This window comes from Arthrobacter sorbitolis (assembly GCF_054510995.1).
In genome coordinates this window covers 15,100-32,755 of record NZ_JBTNDM010000003.1, presented here as the reverse complement: position 1 = coordinate 32,755, position 17,656 = coordinate 15,100, and the positions used below count along the sequence as shown (strand labels likewise).

General features: G+C 70.7%; 18 protein-coding genes. 7 read left to right on the top strand and 11 right to left on the bottom strand.

Annotated features, from left to right (window positions below; translation table 11 throughout):
• Positions 1 to 3: 3 nt before the first annotated feature.
• Positions 4 to 1,125, bottom strand: coding sequence for a S1C family serine protease (locus ACX80K_RS08535; protein WP_459271432.1), 1,122 nt, complete (start codon positions 1,123 to 1,125; stop codon positions 4 to 6).
• A gap of 207 nt (positions 1,126 to 1,332) precedes the next feature.
• Positions 1,333 to 1,689 carry a hypothetical protein gene (locus ACX80K_RS08530; protein WP_459271431.1) on the bottom strand — a complete coding sequence of 119 codons (357 nt, stop codon included), beginning with the start codon at positions 1,687 to 1,689 and terminating at the stop codon, positions 1,333 to 1,335.
• 77 nt (positions 1,690 to 1,766) lie between these two features.
• On the opposite strand from ACX80K_RS08530, the gene ACX80K_RS08525 reads away from it, so the two are divergent.
• Together ACX80K_RS08525 and ACX80K_RS08520 are read left to right on the top strand one after the other, a co-directional pair.
• Positions 1,767 to 3,128, top strand: coding sequence for an MATE family efflux transporter (locus ACX80K_RS08525; RefSeq protein ID WP_459271430.1), 1,362 nt, complete (start codon positions 1,767 to 1,769; stop codon positions 3,126 to 3,128).
• A 67-nt stretch (positions 3,129 to 3,195) separates the two neighbouring features.
• Positions 3,196 to 3,879, top strand: coding sequence for a DNA alkylation repair protein (locus ACX80K_RS08520; RefSeq protein WP_459271429.1), 684 nt, complete (start codon positions 3,196 to 3,198; stop codon positions 3,877 to 3,879).
• A 46-nt stretch (positions 3,880 to 3,925) separates the two neighbouring features.
• Here ACX80K_RS08520 and ACX80K_RS08515 read toward each other — a convergent pair whose 3' ends face one another.
• Complete coding sequence (locus ACX80K_RS08515; RefSeq protein WP_459271428.1) at positions 3,926 to 4,627, bottom strand: cache domain-containing protein; 702 nt, start codon at positions 4,625 to 4,627, stop codon at positions 3,926 to 3,928.
• A complete protein-coding gene (locus tag ACX80K_RS08510; protein WP_459271426.1) occupies positions 4,624 to 5,385 on the bottom strand; it encodes a FadR/GntR family transcriptional regulator in 762 nt (253 codons plus the stop codon). Before ACX80K_RS08510 ends, ACX80K_RS08515 begins: the two co-directional genes overlap by 4 nt.
• A gap of 333 nt (positions 5,386 to 5,718) precedes the next feature.
• On the opposite strand from ACX80K_RS08510, the gene ACX80K_RS08505 reads away from it, so the two are divergent.
• The 5 genes from ACX80K_RS08505 (at position 5,719) to ACX80K_RS08485 (ending at position 11,102) form a co-directional block, all read left to right on the top strand.
• Positions 5,719 to 7,266 (top strand): APC family permease, encoded by a 1,548-nt coding sequence (locus ACX80K_RS08505; protein WP_459271425.1) that lies wholly within the window; start codon positions 5,719 to 5,721, stop codon positions 7,264 to 7,266.
• Positions 7,267 to 7,273: 7 nt separating this feature from the next.
• Entirely contained in the window at positions 7,274 to 7,879 is a 606-nt protein-coding gene (locus ACX80K_RS08500) for a dimethylamine monooxygenase subunit DmmA family protein (RefSeq protein ID WP_459271424.1), read from the top strand.
• Positions 7,876 to 8,847 (top strand): PDR/VanB family oxidoreductase, encoded by a 972-nt coding sequence (locus tag ACX80K_RS08495; RefSeq protein WP_459271423.1) that lies wholly within the window; start codon positions 7,876 to 7,878, stop codon positions 8,845 to 8,847. Before ACX80K_RS08500 ends, ACX80K_RS08495 begins: the two co-directional genes overlap by 4 nt.
• An 11-nt stretch (positions 8,848 to 8,858) precedes the next feature.
• On the top strand, positions 8,859 to 9,947 hold the full coding sequence (locus ACX80K_RS08490) for a heme-dependent oxidative N-demethylase family protein (protein WP_459271422.1): 1,089 nt from the start codon (positions 8,859 to 8,861) through the stop codon (positions 9,945 to 9,947).
• 150 nt (positions 9,948 to 10,097) lie between these two features.
• Positions 10,098 to 11,102: a nitrilase-related carbon-nitrogen hydrolase gene (locus tag ACX80K_RS08485; RefSeq protein ID WP_459271421.1), complete on the top strand. Its 1,005-nt coding sequence runs from the start codon at positions 10,098 to 10,100 to the stop codon at positions 11,100 to 11,102.
• A gap of 23 nt (positions 11,103 to 11,125) precedes the next feature.
• On the opposite strand, the gene nagA is transcribed toward ACX80K_RS08485, so the two are convergent.
• Genes nagA through ACX80K_RS08450 form a run of 7 tightly spaced genes read right to left on the bottom strand, consistent with a single transcriptional unit; the run spans position 11,126 to position 17,579 of the window.
• Positions 11,126 to 12,271: an N-acetylglucosamine-6-phosphate deacetylase gene (gene nagA, locus ACX80K_RS08480; RefSeq protein WP_459271419.1), complete on the bottom strand. Its 1,146-nt coding sequence runs from the start codon at positions 12,269 to 12,271 to the stop codon at positions 11,126 to 11,128.
• Positions 12,268 to 13,041 carry a glucosamine-6-phosphate deaminase gene (gene nagB, locus ACX80K_RS08475; protein ID WP_459271418.1) on the bottom strand — a complete coding sequence of 258 codons (774 nt, stop codon included), beginning with the start codon at positions 13,039 to 13,041 and terminating at the stop codon, positions 12,268 to 12,270. The genes nagA and nagB overlap by 4 nt, the downstream gene beginning before the upstream one ends.
• 35 nt (positions 13,042 to 13,076) lie before the next feature.
• The gene (locus ACX80K_RS08470) at positions 13,077 to 13,871 is read right to left on the bottom strand and encodes a DeoR/GlpR family DNA-binding transcription regulator (protein WP_459271416.1); all 795 of its coding nucleotides are present in this window, start codon (positions 13,869 to 13,871) and stop codon (positions 13,077 to 13,079) included.
• Between the two features lie 4 nt (positions 13,872 to 13,875).
• A complete protein-coding gene (locus ACX80K_RS08465; protein ID WP_459271415.1) occupies positions 13,876 to 14,736 on the bottom strand; it encodes a class II fructose-bisphosphate aldolase in 861 nt (286 codons plus the stop codon).
• Positions 14,727 to 15,740, bottom strand: a complete 1,014-nt coding sequence (locus ACX80K_RS08460) for a 1-phosphofructokinase family hexose kinase (RefSeq protein WP_459271414.1) — start codon at positions 15,738 to 15,740, stop codon at positions 14,727 to 14,729. The genes ACX80K_RS08465 and ACX80K_RS08460 overlap by 10 nt, the downstream gene beginning before the upstream one ends.
• Entirely contained in the window at positions 15,737 to 16,699 is a 963-nt protein-coding gene (locus ACX80K_RS08455; protein WP_459271413.1) for an ROK family protein, read from the bottom strand. The genes ACX80K_RS08460 and ACX80K_RS08455 overlap by 4 nt, the downstream gene beginning before the upstream one ends.
• Before the next feature lie 4 nt (positions 16,700 to 16,703).
• A complete protein-coding gene (locus ACX80K_RS08450; RefSeq protein ID WP_459271724.1) occupies positions 16,704 to 17,579 on the bottom strand; it encodes an SIS domain-containing protein in 876 nt (291 codons plus the stop codon).
• Positions 17,580 to 17,656 lie beyond the last annotated feature (77 nt).

Genomic DNA, 17,656 nt, shown 5'->3' with positions numbered 1-17,656 from the left:
GCGTCAGCTCTGCGCCGCGGGCCGGTCGGTGAGCTCCACGTCGACGGTGCGCGTGTCCGTCCCGCGGCGGGTCTCGACGGCGACGGTCTCGCCCGGGTCGCGCCGGCGCAGCGCCGCCAGGAGGTCCTCGGGTGCCGACAGCTCGTCGTCCTCGATCCTGGTGATGATGTCGCCCGGCCGGATGCCGGCGTCGTCGGCCGGTCCGCCCTGCGACACCGACAGCACCACGACGCCGGTCGTGTCCCGCAGGTTCAGCTGCTCGGCGATCTGCGGCGTGATCGCGCCGGGCGCGAGGCCCATGAACGCGTGCTCGGCCGTCCCGTCCTCGCGCAGTTCCTCGGCCACCTCGGTGGCGGTGGGGGTGGGGATCGCGAAGCCGAGCGCCACGGCGCCCTGCGAGGGCGGGATGTACGCCTCGCTGATGCCGATGATCTCGCCGCGCCCGTTCACGACGGCGCCCCCGGAGTTGCCCGGGCTGATGGCCGCGTCGGTCTGGATCAGGTCCACGAGCGACTGGCTGGAGGACGCCGACCCGGGGATCTCACGGTGCAGGCCCGAGATGATCCCCGATGTCGCCGTGTTCTCGAATCCGAGGGGCGACCCGATGACGACGGCGAGCTCGCCGATGCGCGGCAGGCCGGACTGGAACGTCGCGGCGGGCAGGTCGGTCCTGTCGGCGCGGACGAGCGCCAGATCGGAGACGGGATCCGCCGCCTCGACGGTGCCGGCCACCCGCTGCCCGTCCGCGAAGGCGACCTCGACGTCCTCGTTGTCCCGGATCACGTGCTCGTTGGTGAGGATGAGGCCGTCCTCGGTGTAGATCACGCCGCTGCCGAGCCCTCCCTCGGTGAAGATGGTGACCACGGAGGGCTGCACGGCGTCGACGATGTCGGGGATGCTCATGTCGGCCTCCTGCGCGCCGGACCCGGACGGGTCGGAGGAGGCCGACGCCTCGGAGGACCGCGACGCCCCGGAGGAGGGCGACGCCGACGACGTCCCGGCACCCTCGCCCTGCGCCGGGGCGCTCGTGGCGGTGTCCGTGGGGCCCGGCGCCGTGCAGCCGGTGACGAGGAGAAGGAGCGCCACGCCCACGGTGGCGGACGACGGGGTGCGGGTGGCTGACATGGGTGGATCCTCCTGGGATGGGCTGGTGCCCGGACAGCGGCGCGACCGGCGGCCACTGCGGCCTCCGGCCACTACCGACTCTAGGAAGGTGGCGGGCCGGGTGACAAGCAGGAGCCGGAAGACCTCGGTGGTGGACACGCGGACCCGGCGGACCCGGCAGGGCGGGGGCCCCTGGGGAGGGCCCCGGAAAGGGCGCCGGGGGCGGCGTCAGGGGCGCCCGTCCCCTCCCCGGTCGGTCCTGCGGAGGGGGTGCTCGCGCCAGGGTTCCCGCTCCGACGCCTCGGGGCCGTAGCCCGGGCGGAGCAGCGGCTCGTCGGGATCGTCCTCCGGGTTCCTCTTCCGGGATGTACCCCCGCGGTGCGTGAGCCAGTAGCCCCAGCCGATGCACGCGGCGGCGGCGAGGACGATCAGGAGCCCGACGGCGAGCAGCAGCGGTGCCTCCGCCGGCACGGTGCCGCCCGTGGACTCGGCGCGGGCGAAGTCGGAGACGGCCTGCGGGATGAAGAGGGTGCTGAGGAACAGCAGGACGAGTCCTGCCAGGTACTGCTTGACGCCGACTTTCATGACTCCCCTGGGTGTCCTTGCGGGCGGTTCGGGCTCGTTCCAGCTTAGGCCCTGCGCCCGGCGCCTAGGCTGGACGGGTGGATCAGACACTGCCGGACAACCGCCGACTCAGCCGCAGTATCCTCCGGCTCGCCGTACCGGCCCTGGGCGCCCTCGTCGCCGAGCCGCTCTTCCTGCTCGCCGACTCGGCGATCGTCGGGCACCTCGGTGTCGACCAGCTCGCCGGCGTGGGCCTCGCGTCCACCGTCCTGCAGACCGCCGTCGGGCTCATGGTCTTCCTCGCCTACTCGACCACGCCCGTCGTCGCCCGCCTGCTCGGTGCGGGCCGCCGGCCCGAGGCGCTCGCCGCCGGGCGCGACGGCGTGGGCCTGGCCGTGCTCCTCGGTGTCGCCCTCTCCGCCGCCGGCTGGGCCGCGGCCCCCCGGCTCGCCTCGCTCCTCGGCGCGGAGGGCGCGGTGCACGCCTTCGCCGTCGACTACCTCCGCTGGTCCATGCCCGGGCTCACCGCGATGCTCGTGGTGCTCGCCGCCACGGGAGTGCTGCGCGGGCTGCAGGACACGCGGACGCCGCTGGTCGTCGCCGGGGCGGGGTTCGCCGTCAACATCGTCCTCAACTACCTGCTCGTGTACGGCGCCGGGATGTCGGTGGCCGGTTCCGCCCTCGGCACGAGCCTCGCGCAGTGGGGCATGGCCACCGTCTACCTCGTGATGATCGTGCGGTCCTCCCGGCGGGAAGGCGTACCCCTGAGGCCGTCGCTGGGCGGTATCCGGAGGACCGCGGGCGTGGGCTCGTGGCTCATGCTGCGCACCCTCTCGCTGCGTGTGGCGATCCTCGCCACGGTGTTCGTGGCGACGGCGCAGGGTCCCCTCAGCCTCGCCTCGCACCAGCTCGTCATGACCGTCTTCACCTTCCTCGCGTTCGCGCTCGATGCCCTGGCCATCGCCGCCCAGGCGCTGATCGGCAAGGAGCTCGGGTCCGGGAACCGCCCCCTCGCCCGGGCGCTCACCCGCCGGATGATCGTGTGGGGCGTGGGGTTCGGCGTCGTCACCGGCTGCCTGCTCGCCGCGGTGGCGCCCTTCGTCGGGTGGATCTTCACCACCGACCCGGCCGTGCAGGCCGCCTTCGCGGCCGGGCTGTGGGTGCTCGCCGCCTCCCAGCCGGTCTGCGGCTTCGTGTTCGTGCTCGACGGCGTCCTGATCGGTGCGGGCGACGCCCGCTACCTGGCGCTCGCGGGCGTCGTGAACCTCGTCGCGTACGTGCCGCTGCTGGTCCTCGTGGGCCGTGCGGACCTCACGGGCGCCGAGGGCATCGTGTGGCTGTGGCTGGCCTTCGGCGTCGGGTACATGCTGGCGCGGGCCGTGACCCTCGGGTGGCGTGTGCGCGACGATCGGTGGATGGTCACGGGAGCCACGCGGGGCAGGGCGGCCCGGAAGGCGTAGCGGGCGCTCTGGCGTCCCTCCGCCGATGGCGGCAGGATGGGGGCGGGCGAACAACCGGAGGTGAGGCATGTCCACAGGTGTCGGTGTCCCTGCCGTCGACGAGGTGCTGGCGGAGCTGTCCGCGCTCGAGGATCCCCGGATGCGGGCGGTGAACGAGAAGCACGGGGACGACCACGGCGTGAACCTGTCCGCCCTGCGTGCCGTGGCGAAGCGCCTGAGGACCCAGCAGGACCTGGCGGAGGACCTGTGGGCGACGGGGGACACGGCGGCGCGGCTCCTGGCCCTGCTGGTCTGCCGTCCCAGGGCCTTCGGCCACGACGACCTGGACGCGATGCTGCGGCAGGCCGGCCCCCCGAAGGTGCAGGACTGGCTGGTCAACTACGTGGTGAAGAAGAACCCGCACGCCGAACGGCTCCGCCTCGAATGGCTGGCGGACCCCGACCCGGTGGTGGCCGGCGCCGGGTGGGCGCTCACGAGCGAGCGCGTCGTGAAGACCCCCGGAGGGCTCGACCTCCCCGGGCTGCTGGACACGATCGAGGCCCGGATGAAGGACGCCCCGGACCGGCTGCAGTGGGCGATGAACCACACCCTGGCGCAGATCGGGATCACCCACGAGGCGCACAGGACGCGTGCCATCGCCATCGGCGAGCGCCTCGGGGTCCTCGAGGACTACCCGACCCCGCCGAACTGCACCTCCCCGTTCGCGCCCCTCTGGATCCGGGAGATGGTGGGCCGGCGACAGGGGGCGTAGGGCGGCGCGTGCACGCAGCCCCGACCGCCGGAGCACCGCCGGCCGGCTACGGGGAGATCAGCAGGGAGAAGCCGAGATGCGGTACGGCGATCGGGATGAGGGTCCCCTCGCCCGGAGCAGGGCGGACCCTCTCGCCGACCAGATGCGCGCCGGAATTCCCCACGACGACCCGCCCGCCGGCGTTGAGCAGGGCGGCATTCCCCGGGATGGCTCGAAGGGTGGGCATGAGGATCTCCTCGAGTGTCCTGATCCGTATGTCGCAGCCCGCCACCCCCGCGAACTCTCCTTCGAGCTGGATCGGCGCCGAATAGGTGAGGATGTATTCGTCCATCCCGAGGTAGTCGACGTACGGTCCCCACACGGTCTGTTCGCCGGTGCGGTTCGCCGAGGCGAAGAAGGGCATGTTCTGGTAGTCGTAGAACCGCTCCCCGCCCGGCGTCAGGTCGAACTCCAGCTTCTCGATGCTGCGCTCACGCCGGATCCACCACTCGAGACCGCCGTCCCTGCTCCTGATCGCCTCGGTGGAGAAGATGGCTCCCGCTCCCACGACGAAATCGTGCGACCCCAGGAACGCCCCCGCCAGGGTCTCCAGCCGTCCGACATCGCGCGGGGTGATCGTGAGGGGGCGCTGCCGGTCCGACCACAGTGCCGCCGACGCTGCCGCGAACCGGTGGACATCGAGGCTCAGGGCGTTCGTCCAGGCCGCGATCTCGCCCGCTGCCCGGAGCGCCGCGACGTTGCCGGTCATGGGCGCTCCACCCTGGTCGTGGGGTACCCGAGGGCCAGTTTGGTGTCCACGAGGTGATGGATGTCGTGCCGGATGTGGTGGAGGACCAGCCGCTGGGCCTCCTCGGGTGAGTCGTCGGCGATGGCGCGAGCCACGGCGAGATGTTCGGCGGCCACCCGTTCCGGATCCCGCGTCGGGGACAGGGGCGCCCACAGGGCCTGCACCGTTTCCGCCTGCAGACGGATCTCGGCGTTCGTGAGTCGCGGCGACTGCGCGAGCACGGCCAGTTCGATGTGGAACCGGCTGTCCGCGTGCGCCCGTGCTTCGGACTTGTCCGACATGACCAGGGCTCGAGCGAGGTCCGAGAGTCTCCCGACCTCGTGGGGTTCGGCCCGTTCGCAGGCCAGGCGCACCGTGGCGGCGGCGATGGCCGCATGCTCGTCACCGAGGTCCCGTATCTCGGCGATGGAGGTCTCCTCGAACCATTTCCTCATCACGTCCGCCGACGTGTTGGGCTGCCGGACGATGAACGTCCCGCCGCTGCGCCCCCGCCGTGTCGCGACGATCCCCTGTTGCCGGAGGTCGGCCAGGGCTTCCCGGAGGGTGGACGGTGCGACGCCGAACATCTCGGACAGGGCCGTCTCCGAGGGGAGCCGCTCGCCGACCTTCAGCAGGCCCAGGGAGATCGCCTTCGAGATCCTGTCCACGATGGCTCCCGAGCGCTCGGTCTCCGGCAGCGATCGGTAGACGTGGGCCTGGAAGGCTGTGGTGGGTGCCAAGAGGAGACTCCATGCGGTGGAAGGACAGCACTGACTCTAGTCGGGCGTCGGCCTCCGATGACGGAAGGCCGACGGAGGCACCGGCGCGGTGCGCGTCCTGGCGGGGTCGCCGGCGGCTCGGACGCCGCCCCCGGACTCACCGCGTGTAGCCGAGCCCATGGGAAATCCACCGTCAACAGAGGTTATGCCCTCCCGTTTCCCCTTCCCATGTCCGAGGAACGGCCCTCTGCGCGACGTGAAGGTCGACATTGCGATTTTAAACATTTGAAACTATAGTTTTTTCGACGTGGTCCAGCTCACACGAGCCCTGAAGGACCCAAGAGAAGGAATCCGATGCGTGTTGATAGTGTGGAACCGCCCGAGGACTCTGTCGCCGACGAGGACGCCGAGCATCTTGCCAGTCTGGGGTACTCCTATGAGAGGCAATTCAAGCGGGAGATGACGTTCTGGGGGAACGTCTCGCTGGGGTTCACCTACCTCTCACCGGTCGTGGCCGTGTACTCGCTGTTCGCGGCGTCGCTGGGGGTCGCCGGTCCCCCCATGTTCTGGTCCCTCGTCATCGTCGGCATCGGTCAGCTCCTCGTCGCCACGGTCTTCGGTGAGGTCGTGGCGGCATACCCCGTGGCCGGCGGGGTCTACCCCTGGTCCCGCAGGCTCTGGGGCCGCAAATGGGGCTGGATGAACGGCTGGGTCTACCTCGTGGCACTCCTGACCACCATCGCCAGCGTCGCGTACGGCGCAGGGCCGTTCCTGAGCACCCTCGTGGGCATGGAGAACACCGTCGACTCCATCATCGTCTCGGGTCTCGTGGTCATCGCGCTGGCCACGGTCCTGAATCTGGGAGGGACCAAGGTCCTGAACACCGTGGCGATGATCGGCCTCCTGGCGGAGCTCGGCGGGGCACTGGCCGTGGGAACCTGGCTGCTGCTGACGGCCCGGCACCACGACCTCGGCGTCCTGTTCCAGTCCTTCGGTGCCGGCGAGGGCAGCAGCTATTTCGTGGCGTTCGCGGCCGCGGGGCTGATCGGCATCTTCCAGTACTACGGATTCGAGGCCTGCGGCGACGTGGCCGAGGAAGTCCCGAATCCGGGCCGCACGATCCCCAGGGCCATGAGGATGACCATCTACATCGGCGGGTTCGCCGCGATGTTCGTCTGCCTGTCCCTGATCCTCGCCGTCCCCGACTTCGCGGCCGTGATCTCCGGCGCCGACACGGATCCCGTGGGCAACATCCTCCTCTCGGCCTTCGGTCCGGTGGGCTTCAAGGTGGTCCTCGCCATCGTCCTGGTCTCGTTCCTCTCCTGCGTCCTGAGCCTGCAGGCAGCCACCTCCCGCCTCGCCTACTCGATGGCCCGCGACGGCATCCTCCCGGGCAGCAGGCTCCTCAGCACGTTCAGCGAATCGCGCCACGTGCCGCCGTACGCCCTGCTCCTCGCAGGACTGGTCCCCGCCGTCATCGTCGTCGGATCGAAGGTCTCCAGCGATGCCCTGACGGTGATCATCTCCTTCGCGGCCATGGGCATGTACATGGGATTCCAGATGGTGGTCCTCGCCTCGCTCCGGGCGCGCATCCTCGGCTGGCGGCCGAACGGGGCCTTCCAGCTGGGTGCCTGGGGCATCCCGGTCAACATCGCGGCCCTCGTCTGGGGCGTCCTCGGCATGGTCAACATGGCCTGGCCCCGGACACCCGAGGACGGCTGGTTCGCGAACTACGTCGTCCTGATCTCCGCGGTGTCCGTCGTGGTGCTGGGCCTGGTCTACATGGCCTGGAAGAAGCCGTACCTCAAGGGCGATGCCCCGGCAGCGGACGCCGTCCCGACCGCCCGGTCCGGCGCCCAGCGGGACGCCGTCCTGGCGGCTCCGACGAAGGATCAGGGGTAGCAGGACCATGCTGATCACCGGCATCAAGAGTCGGCCCGTCTACGACGAGCTGACGCCGATGGCGACCGGCTCGAGCCATGTCGCCGCCGCACAGGGCAGCGGCGGAGAGCCGCTGGTACGGCTGCTCCGGGAGATGAAACCGGACCAGCTGTCCGCGACCACCGTGCTGTACTCCGTCGAGTCGTTCACCGGGAAGAACCACCTGGCCGACCTCCGGGGCTTCGCCGTACGCGAACTCGTCGTGTTCCCCACCAACGCCGACGCCGTGGCCGCGCTCGACGCGCTCCTCGCGACGGCGAAGATGGGCACCCGGCTGTACCTCTCCGGTTCGGAGGGTTTCATCGGCACGTCCATGCAGGTCGCCACCTCCTACGGCATGAACCGGGACGAGGTACTCCGTGAGCACGCGGGGTCCTTCGTACGACGCGTGTGGTGCGCGCACTGCAGCCACTATTCCGAGAACGTGTCCCGGCGGATCTTCCGATGCCCCGGATGCGGACGCCACCTGATCGTCCGGGACCACTACTCCGGGAGGCTGGCTGCCTTCCAGGGCGTGAAAGCCGACGGCGAAGTACCGGGAGAGCTCCCGGAGAACGAGGAGTTGGACACATGAGCGAGGCGCACCACGGATCCCTGCAACTCAGGGTGAAGCGCATCGAGGCGGTCACACCCGAGATCAACCGGTACACGTTCTCCGCCGCGGACGGATCCTGGCTCCCTCCCTTCTCGGGCGGCAGCCACATCAGGGTCCTCATCCCGTTCGAGGGGGAGACCCGGCGCAACGCGTACTCGCTCATGAGTTCGCCCTACGACACCAGCGAATACCAGATCGCCGTCCGCCGGGTCGACGAGGGGAAGCGTGGCTCGATCGCCATGCACCGGCACATCCGCGAGGGCGACGTCCTGTCCGCCACCATCCCGGCGAACCTCTTCCCCGTCTCCAAGCACGCCCGGCACCACGTCTTCATCGCCGGAGGCGTCGGGGTCACGCCCATCTACGCGCAACTGGACGAACTGAGCCTGAAGGGCAGCTCGTTCGAGCTCCACCTCGCCGTGCGTGGCCCGGAGCACGCCGCCCTCGGTCACGAACTGCGGGAACTCTACGGGGAGAGGGTGGTGCTGTACGGGGACGGCGACGGGACCCGGCTCGACTCGCACGAGATCCTCGCCGGGCTCCCGCTCGGCACCCACGCCTACGTCTGCGGACCCTCGCGCATGGTCGACGACGTCATCCGCGCGGCCCACGCGCACGGCTGGACGGACTCGCACATCCACTTCGAACGGTTCGAGGACCTCGGCTCGACCGGCGATCCCTTCTCCGTCACCCTGGCGCGGTCCGGCGCCGTCGTCGAGGTGTCCGCCGAGCAGTCGCTGCTGGAGGCGGTCGAGGAGGCGGGACACAAGCTGCCCTATCTCTGCCGTGGAGGAGCATGCGGCGAGTGCGAGACCGAGGTCCTGGAACTCGAAGGCACCCTCGACCACCGGGACGACTGGCTGTCCGAATCGGACCGGTGCACGAACAAGCTCATCATGCCCTGCGTCTCGCGGGCCACCTGCACGAAACTCGTCCTGAACGCCTAAGGAGCACACCGATGACAGCCGTATCCGACCCCGCCGCATCCACGCCGGACGAGACGTACACCCCGGACGGGGAGTACCGGTTCCGGAACTCCCGCGAGGCGGTCCGCCGTCTCCCCTTCCCGTTCCCGGACGACGAGTACATGTACTCGATGAACCTCGAACCGCATGTCCCGGCGGGCACCGGCGCGCTGAGGGCCGCCTTCGACGTCGACGAGCACTATGTGTCCGAGTGCGCCCATCGCGACCAGATGCTGCGGGAGATGCCGGGTGTCCACTACCTCGCGCTGCCGCACATGATGGAAGCGCAGTGGGACCTCCTCGAGCTCATCTTCGAGTCCTACAACAGGGACTTCCCCGAGCACTTCACCCTCACCATGAACGGGAACGAGTGGCGGTGGCAGAACCGGCTCCTCGGCATCGACGATTCCTTCACGTTCGGCGATCCCGACACCCTGCCGATGGACCCGATGGAGTATGCGACACGCCAGGCCCAGGGGGAGTTCGTCGTCCTCGAGGAGAGGGACAACACCCTCGTCATCGGCGCCGGGATGACCACCCAGCGCGCCGACTACTCCCTGCAGTTCAACCTCGGCATGAACTTCGCGGAATTCCACGGCCCTGTGCCCAAGCTGGACAAGATGGGGATCCTCGACCGGGCGCTCAAGTTCCTGCTCCGCATGAAGCCCGGCCACCCCGTCCGGCGCGTCAACTGGTCGCTGACCGTCCACCCCCGTCTCGAGACCTCGGTGGAGACGCTCCCGGACTGGGCCCCGGACCGGGCGGAGGTCACGGCCGAGAACGCGGGAGAGATGGTGTACCTGCGCATCGAACTGCAGCCCCTCCACCGCCTGCCCCGCTCGAACGGCATCGTCTTCCCGGTCCGCACCTACCTCGTCAGCCTGGCCGAACTGGTCGAGCACGCCCCGGACTGGGCGAAACGCGTACATCGGGCGCTCGCGTCCCTGGACCCCGAACTCGCCGACTACAAGGGCTTCCACCGCTACCACGGTGCTGCCGTCGCGTGGCTCTCACAGCACGACGACGGTGCGCCGCTGGCTGCCGGCTACCCCTGGTACCCGGAGGGGATCCAGCCCGGATGAGGCACTGCCGCGTGACCGGGAGCGCGGGTCTTCTGGACGCGACGGCCTCGGGTTGGTTCACTGGGTGCTGGCGGGAGCCCCCGAGGCCGGGGCGTGTCGGGGGAGGGCCCGGGACGACGCCCCGATCAGGGAGATGCGAGGGAGGCAGGGATGAGTGAGCCGGCGGCGGACACGCTTCGAGCGGCAGTGGTCCAGTTCGAACCGGTCCCCGATGACATGGCCGCGAACCTGGGGACGGTCCGCCGTCTGACGCTCGAAGCGGCTGCCGATGGCGTGCAGATCATCGTCTTCCCCGAGCTCTGTCTCCTGGGCTATTGGCATCTGACCCGCCAGTCCGCCTCCCGCCTGCGTGGGCTCGCCCAGCCCCGGGACGGGTCCGCCGTCGCGGAGGTGCAGCGGCTGGCCGTGGAGACGGGGCTGGGTATCGGAGTGGGGTTCCTGGAGGCGGAGGGGGACGGCCTCTACAACTCCTACGCCGTCTGCCTTCCCGACGGCACCTCGCACGTGCACCGCAAGCTCCACGCGTTCGAGCACGATGCGATCTCCAGCGGCGACTCGTACACCGTCTTCGACACGCCCTGGGGTACGCGCATGGGCATCCTCATCTGCTGGGACAACAATCTCGTCGAGAACGTGCGGGCGGTCGCGCTGCTGGGTGCGACTGTGCTGATCGCACCCCACCAGACGGGTGGCACGAGATCGATGAGTCCCCACGGGATGCGCCCGATCCCACGCGCCCTGTGGGACGACCGCCATGGGAACCCGGCAGCGTTCGAGGCCGCCGCGAACGGTCCTTCCGGCCGTGAGTGGCTGATGCGCTGGCTACCGTCCCGAGCACACGACAACGGGCTCTTCGTCCTGTTCAGCAACGGCATCGGCGTGGACGACGACGAGATCCGGACCGGGAACTCCATGATCATCGATCCCTACGGCCGGATCGTCGCCGAGACGCCCGTCGCGGATGTCGCGGTCGTCGCAGCGGACCTGGACCTCGACCTGCTGCCGCTCGCGACCGGTCGCCGCTGGCTCCTGGGCCGTCGCCCGGAACTGTACTCGGTCCTCACCCGGCCCTCGGGGATGGAGAGGGACGCCCGGACCGCCCGCCACTCCGCCGCCCCGGTGCCGATGTCCTTCCACGTGGATCCGGAGGAATGACCGGCACGCCGAGAAGGGGCCGGTCATGCCCGGTGGAGCCACGCGCCGTCGGCGAGCACCGAGGTGACCTGCCATGCGTGGTCGAAGAGGACGAGGTCGGCGGCGAACCCGGGACGGACCAGGCCGAAGGAGTCGGAGAGCCCGAGGACGCGCGCCGGAGCAAGGGTCAGGGCTTCGACGGCGGGTACGACGGGGATGCCGGCCTCGAGCGCATGACGCAGCGCCGAGTCGAGGGTCAGCGTGGAACCGGCGAGGGAGCCGCCGGCCCGCAGCCTCGCGACGCGCTCCTCGACGTCGACGTCGAGTCCACCGAGCTGGTACTGCCCGTCCGGCGCGCCGGCGGCGGCCATGGCGTCGGTGACCAGGACGATGCGGTGCGGTGCGAGGGTGAAGAGCATCACGGCGACGGCCGGATGGACGTGGTGTCCGTCGAGGATCACCTCGAGATAGGCACCGCCCACCAGGGCGGCACCCACCGGCCCCGGGTCGCGGTGGTGCAGGCCCGGCATGCCGTTGAACGAATGGGTCAGGAGGGTGGCGCCCGCGCGCAGGGCGGAGAGGGATTGCTCGTACCCCGCCTCGGTGTGCCCCACGGCCACGGTGACGCCTGCGGCGACGAGACGGCGGATGGCCTGCAGGGCGCCGGGGCGCTCCGGGTCGAGGGTGATGTGCCGCAGGGTCCCGCGCGCAGCGTCGAGCAGGCGTCCGACGGTCTCCTCCAAGGGATCCGTGAGGTGGTCCGCGTTGTGGGCGCCGCGCTTGCCGACCGAGAGGAACGGCCCCTCGAGGTGACTGCCGAGCAGCAGGGGATTGGTCCCGGCGAGGTCGGCGATGCCGGCCAGCGAGCGTGACAGCTGTTCGACGGGGTTGGACACGAGGCTCGCCACGGCACGGGTGGTGCCATGGGGATGATGGGCGGCGAGCGACCGAGCGACCGACTCGGCACCGTCCTCATGGCTGTACCCGCCGCCTCCGTGCACGTGCAGGTCGATGAATCCGGGCGTGAGGCGATGACCGGTGCCGTCGACGACCTCGTCCGGGTCGTGGTCACGCCAGCCCGCGCCCGTGCCCGTCGCCGTGATGGTCCGGTCTGCGACCACCACCCAGAAGTCCGGGGTCTCGCCGTCGGCGTCGATCTTGGTGGTGCCGTGGAAGGCGACGGTACTCATGGCCGGAGGCCCTCGATCCTGTTCTTCTCGGTGTCCAGGTAGTACTGCCGCAGCGCGAGCTGCCGGGCTGCCTCCTCATCGAGCAGGATCGTCGCCCGCCGGTGCAGCTGCAGTACCGACGCCGGGCACATGCTGGAGACGGGACCCTCGACCGCCGCGCGTACCGCCTCTGCCTTCCCGGATCCCTGGGCGACGAGCAGCACCTCGGCGGCGTCCAGGATCGTGCCGAGCCCCTGCGTGAGGCAGTGCCGGGGGACGAGGTCCGGGTCGCCGAAGAAGCGTGCATTGTCCCTGCGGGTGGCTGCCATCAGGGTCTTCGGCCGCGTGCGCGAGGACAGGGAGGAGCTCGGCTCGTTGAAGCCGATGTGCCCGTTCCGCCCGATGCCCAGCAGCTGCAGGTCCACGCCGCCGGCAGCGGCCATCGCCGCCTCGTACCGCTCGCATTCGGCATCGAGATCGGCAGCGCAACCGTCGGGGACATGCACGTTCGCCGGATCGAGGCGGAGCCTGTCGGTCACTTCCCTCCGGATCACCGAGTGGTAGCTCTGGGGATCCTCGGCCGGCAGGCCCACGTACTCGTCGAGCGCGAAGGCGTCGAGGTGCGCGAGGGCGGGGATCCACTGGTCCGCCAGGGCGCGGTAGATGGCCAGGGGCGAGGATCCGGTGGCGACGCCGAGCGTCCGGATCCTCCCCCGGACGACGCCGTCGAGGATGAGGCCGGCACCGAAGGCGCCGATGTCCCCGGCACCGTCGAGGATGACGACGCGCATGGTGGACTCCGTTCTGGGGGGGTGGATGAAGCCGGTCAGCTGCCCTCCGGCGCCACGATGACCTTCGTCCCGCCGGCCTCGAAGGCGGCTTTCTGCTCATCGGTGATACCGCCGTCGGTGATCAGGTTGCTGAAGACGTAACCGGTCATCGTGGCGAAGTTGCGCGTGCCGATCTTAGAGGAGTCGGCCACGATGAAGGTCTCGGAAGCCCGTCGCGCCATCAGCGCATTCACCTCGGCCTCGCCCTCGTCGCTGACGGTCGGTCCGATGACCGGGTCCAGTCCGTTGACGCCGATGAACGCGATGTCGAGGGCGACGCGCTGCAGGATGACGTCCGTGTAGGGCCCCACCAGCTCGTAGGACCGGGGGTTGACCACGCCGCCGGTGACCATGATGCGGATGTTCGGCCGCACAACGAGCTGCGCCGCGATGTTGATCGCGTTGGTGACCACGGTGAGGGTGGGCTTGCTGGAGGGCTCCATCAGGTCCGGGCGCATGCCCAGGGCCTGGGCGATGGCCGTGCTCGTCGTCCCGCCGCAGAGGCCGATCACCGAGCCCTTCGGCACGAGCGCACTGGCCGCCCGGGCGATCGCCTGCTTCTGGCGTGTGTTGTCGTCCCGGCTGTACCGGGTCGGCAGGTCGTAGGCGACGGCCTCCATGGTGGCTCCGCCGCGGGTCCTGGTCAGGAGTCGCTGGGCGGCGAGGCTGTCGAGGTCACGCCGGGCCGTGGCGGGGGAGACGCCGAGCCGGGTGATGATGTCCTCGACGAAGACGTTCCCCTCGGCCGCGAGGAGGTCGAGGATGGCGTTGAGTCGCTCCGTCTTCTCCACGGGCTCAGCGCCTTGCTTCTGCCGGTCGGGTGGCCGGGGCCAGCAGGGCGAGGAGCCGCGCGGCTTCCGCGGCGAGTGCTGTGCGACCGGCCGCCATGTACCGGCGCGAGTCGACGAGCTCGGGTTGCGCAGCGAGCACGTCCCGGACGGCCCGGGTGAAGAAGCCGTTCAGGTGGGTCGAGACGTTGATCTTCGTCATCCCGGCCCGCACGGCCTGGACGAGGACCTCGTCCGGGACACCGGAGGACCCGTGGAGCACGAGCGGTACGGCGACCGAGGCCTTCAGCCGTCCGATCAGGTCGAGGTCGAGGACCGCGGCGCGCTCCGTCATGGCATGGGAGGACCCGACGGCGACAGCCAGGGCGTCGACGCCGGTGGCCGCCACGAAGGCCGCCGCTTCCCCGGGATCGGTCCGTACACCGGGAGCGTGGGCGCCGTCCTTGCCGCCCACCGTCCCGAGCTCGGCTTCCACGAAGACGTCCAGGGCATGGGCGCGTTCGGCGACCCGCCGGGTGGTGGTGACGTTGTCGTCGAAGGGGAGGTGCGCACCGTCGTACATGACCGACCCGAAGCCGAGGTCGAACGCCTGATAGACGAGGTGCTCGTCCTCCGCGTGGTCGAGATGCAGCGCCACGGGGACCTCGGCGGCGCGCGCCACCGCAAGCGCACCCGCGGCGATCGGCCCGAGTGCCCCGTGATAGGCGGCGCAGTTCTGCGAGATCTGCAGGATGACCGGAAGCCCGGCGGCCTCCGCTCCGGCGACGATCGCCTCGGCCGTCTCGAGGTGCAGCACGTTGAAACTGCCGATCCCGCTGTCGGCGGCGACCGCGGCGTCGATCAGCTGGCGGGTCGGGGTCAGTCCCATGGTGGATCCTTCGCTGGAGGTGGATGCGGAGCCGTACCGGATGCCGCCGACCGGGCGCCCGCGGCGCCGGGCCGGACGACCACGGCCTCCGTCATGGCGCCGTACTCCCCGTGGAGCACTCCGGCGGTCGGCATCGGAACCGCTGCTGCGGACCAGCCCGTCGCGGCGCGGAGCAGATCCGGGGCGTGCCGGACCCCCTGGGCGAGCAGGACCGCGACAGCAGCCACGGCGGCGTCCCCGGCACCCGTCGGGTTGCCCGCGAGCACCGTGGGAAAGCCGGCGTGCCACGACGATATCTCCGAATCACGGGCTTCGAAAGCGAGCATGCCCTTCTCGCCCCGGCTCACGAGGACGAGGCCCGCGCCCAGGGCGAGGAGCTTCATCGCACCCCGTTCCGGGTCGGCCTCACCCGTGGACTCCAGGAGTTCATGATGGTTCGGTTTCAGCACCGTCACTCCCGCGCGTGCGGCGGCCAGCAGGGCCGGCCCGGAGGTGTCGACGATCGTGGGTACGCCGAGCGGCCGGGCCGCTTCGACCAGACGGGCGTAGAAGCCGGGCGCCGCGTCGGGGGGAAGGCTACCCGAGCCGACGAGGCACCCCGATCGCGGCAACCACTGCAGGACGGTCCCCGCCAGGAGGTCCCACTCCTCGGGTGCGAGGCCGCGGCCCTCCTCGTTGAGCAGCGTCGCATCTCCCGCGGCCCGGTCGTAGACGGCGATGCTCCGCCGGGTCGGTAGGGCGACGTCCACCAGCGAGTGGGGGATCCCGCTCCCCGCGAGATCGGCCCTCAGCAGGGCCCCCGATTCCCCGCCGACGGGAAGGACCGCGTGGACCCCGTGCCCGGCCTGGTGGATCACGCGCGCGACGTTGAGCCCCTTGCCTCCGGCCTTCACCACGGGAGGGGCCACACGGTGGGACCGGCCCGGGACGAGGGTCGGCACCGTATAGGTGGTATCCAACGCCGGATTGGGCGTGACGGTGAGGATGGGAGCCGACGGTGTCATGCGTGGGCCTGCAGGAGATCCCTGGCGTGCAGGGCCGCGCCGATCAGGCCGGCGTCCTGGCCGAGCAGGGACGTCGTCAGGCGGGGCACGCGCAGGAAGGTCATCTGCTCCTGGATCCGTCGGCCCAACGGTTCCAGGAGGGCAGGTCCCGCCTGGGACAACCCGCCGCCCAGGATCACGGTCTCGGTGCCGATCATCGCGGCGAGCTGGCAGATGCTGAAAGCCAGGGCCTGGACGGCGTCGGCCCAGATCTCGGAGGCGTCCTCGTCGCCGGCCTGGCTGGCGATCAGGACCTCCCGGGCCCCGGACACCGGGCGCCCCGTGCGTGCGGTGTACCGGCGCATGATAGCGCCCGCCGACCCCAACGTCTCGAGGCAGCCGGTGGCACCGCAGGGGCAGGGCAGGCCTCCGGGCACCTGTGCGTGACCGATCTCCCCCGCGTAGCCGCCCGCGCGCACCGGGCGTCCGCCGCAGAAGACCGCACCGGCGATCCCGGTCCCGATGATGAGCACGACGGCGTCCTCGGCTCCGAGCCCTGCACCGGCCCGCATCTCGGCATCCCCGGCCGCGCTCACGTCGTGACCGAAGGCCACGGGAAGACCTGTGGCGTCGCTGACGACGTCCCGGAAGGGGTAGTGGTCCCAGCCGAAGTTGCTGGCGAACAGCCCCACCCCGGCGACGTCGTCGACCAGTCCCGGGACGACGAGGCCCAGGGCATGGATCTCGCGGTCGGGGAAGCGGGCCGTATAGGTCCTGGCCAGCTCGACGACCTGCTCCGCCACCGCGTCGCCCGGGCGTCGCTCGTCATGGGCGGACGGGATGCGCTCGAGCCCGTGGAGATTGCCTGCACGGTCGATCACGGCGGCCTTCGTGTCGGTGCCGCCCACGTCGATGGCCAGGACTCCGGGGCCGGGGCCCGCAAGTCCCGAGGGCGGACCGCCGGACACATCGAGGGGCATCGGATCAGCTTCCGAGGACGACCGACCGCGAGAGGTGGCGGGGGGTGTCAGGGTCGAGGCCGCGGGAGCGGGCACGGTCGAGGGTGACCTTGTGGATGCGGACGAGGTCGGCCAGTGGATGGGCGCCGGTGCTGACGTAGAGGGCACCCGTAGCGCCGACCTCCTCCCGCAGTCCGGCCGGCTCCTGCCCGAACACCCAGGTGACGCGTCCCGGCTGGGCGATGGCGATAGGGCCGTGCCGGTACTCCATCGCCGGATACGACTCCGTCCACCCCTGGACGCCCTCGCGCATCTTGAGCGCTGCCTCATGCGCGAGCCCGACGGTCCACCCCGTGCCCAGGAAGCTGAACTGCTCCGCGGCCAGCAGGTCGTCGGGAGTCTCCGCGGCAACGGCAGCCCGTGCATCGGCCACGGCGGAACCGAGGTCGACGCCCACGGACGTGAGGAGGTACACCAGGGCCGAGGTGGCGAAGCGGGTCTGGACCACCGACGACTCGTCGGCATAGGGCAGCCCGACCACGCTGTCGGCCAGGGCGACAGCAGGCGATCCGACGTCGCCGAGCACCACGACGGTGGGAGTCCTGCCCTTCAGGTCGGTGAGCAGGGAGAGGATCTCGCTCGTCGTGCCGGAGCGGGTGATGGCGACGACGGCGTCGTAGGCACGGGTGGTGATGGCCGAAGCCTCCGACGCCGCGAATGCGTCGGTCTCCCCGTGGCCGGACCCCTCACGCGCGGCAGCGTAGGCCTGCGCCATGAACCAGGAGGTCCCGCACCCGACGACCGCGACCCGCCGGCCCCGTGCCGGCAGCAGCTGCTCCCGCCCGGCCTGGGCGATGGCACGCTCCCAGCACTCCGGCTGGGAGGACAGCTCGCTGTCCATGGAGGAGCCGCGCACAGGGGCGGAGTCTGCTGGTTCGGGAAGCTGAGACACGAATTTCTCCTCGGAGCTCGAAGCGG

Excerpts from the sequence above, each read along its gene's own strand:
- ACX80K_RS08535 (WP_459271432.1), bottom strand. The coding sequence starts at position 1,125 with ATGTCAGCCACCCGCACCCCGTCGTCCGCCACCGTGGGCGTGGCGCTC.
- ACX80K_RS08530 (WP_459271431.1), bottom strand. The coding sequence starts at position 1,689 with ATGAAAGTCGGCGTCAAGCAGTACCTGGCAGGACTCGTCCTGCTGTTC.
- ACX80K_RS08520 (WP_459271429.1), top strand. The coding sequence starts at position 3,196 with ATGTCCACAGGTGTCGGTGTCCCTGCCGTCGACGAGGTGCTGGCGGAG.
- ACX80K_RS08515 (WP_459271428.1), bottom strand. The coding sequence starts at position 4,627 with ATGACCGGCAACGTCGCGGCGCTCCGGGCAGCGGGCGAGATCGCGGCC.
- ACX80K_RS08505 (WP_459271425.1), top strand. The coding sequence starts at position 5,719 with ATGCGTGTTGATAGTGTGGAACCGCCCGAGGACTCTGTCGCCGACGAG.
- ACX80K_RS08500 (WP_459271424.1), top strand. The coding sequence starts at position 7,274 with ATGCTGATCACCGGCATCAAGAGTCGGCCCGTCTACGACGAGCTGACG.
- ACX80K_RS08495 (WP_459271423.1), top strand. The coding sequence starts at position 7,876 with ATGAGCGAGGCGCACCACGGATCCCTGCAACTCAGGGTGAAGCGCATC.
- ACX80K_RS08490 (WP_459271422.1), top strand. The coding sequence starts at position 8,859 with ATGACAGCCGTATCCGACCCCGCCGCATCCACGCCGGACGAGACGTAC.
- ACX80K_RS08485 (WP_459271421.1), top strand. The coding sequence starts at position 10,098 with ATGAGTGAGCCGGCGGCGGACACGCTTCGAGCGGCAGTGGTCCAGTTC.
- nagA (WP_459271419.1), bottom strand. The coding sequence starts at position 12,271 with ATGAGTACCGTCGCCTTCCACGGCACCACCAAGATCGACGCCGACGGC.
- nagB (WP_459271418.1), bottom strand. The coding sequence starts at position 13,041 with ATGCGCGTCGTCATCCTCGACGGTGCCGGGGACATCGGCGCCTTCGGT.
- ACX80K_RS08465 (WP_459271415.1), bottom strand. The coding sequence starts at position 14,736 with ATGGGACTGACCCCGACCCGCCAGCTGATCGACGCCGCGGTCGCCGCC.
- ACX80K_RS08460 (WP_459271414.1), bottom strand. The coding sequence starts at position 15,740 with ATGACACCGTCGGCTCCCATCCTCACCGTCACGCCCAATCCGGCGTTG.
- ACX80K_RS08455 (WP_459271413.1), bottom strand. The coding sequence starts at position 16,699 with ATGCCCCTCGATGTGTCCGGCGGTCCGCCCTCGGGACTTGCGGGCCCC.
- ACX80K_RS08450 (WP_459271724.1), bottom strand. The coding sequence starts at position 17,579 with ATGGACAGCGAGCTGTCCTCCCAGCCGGAGTGCTGGGAGCGTGCCATC.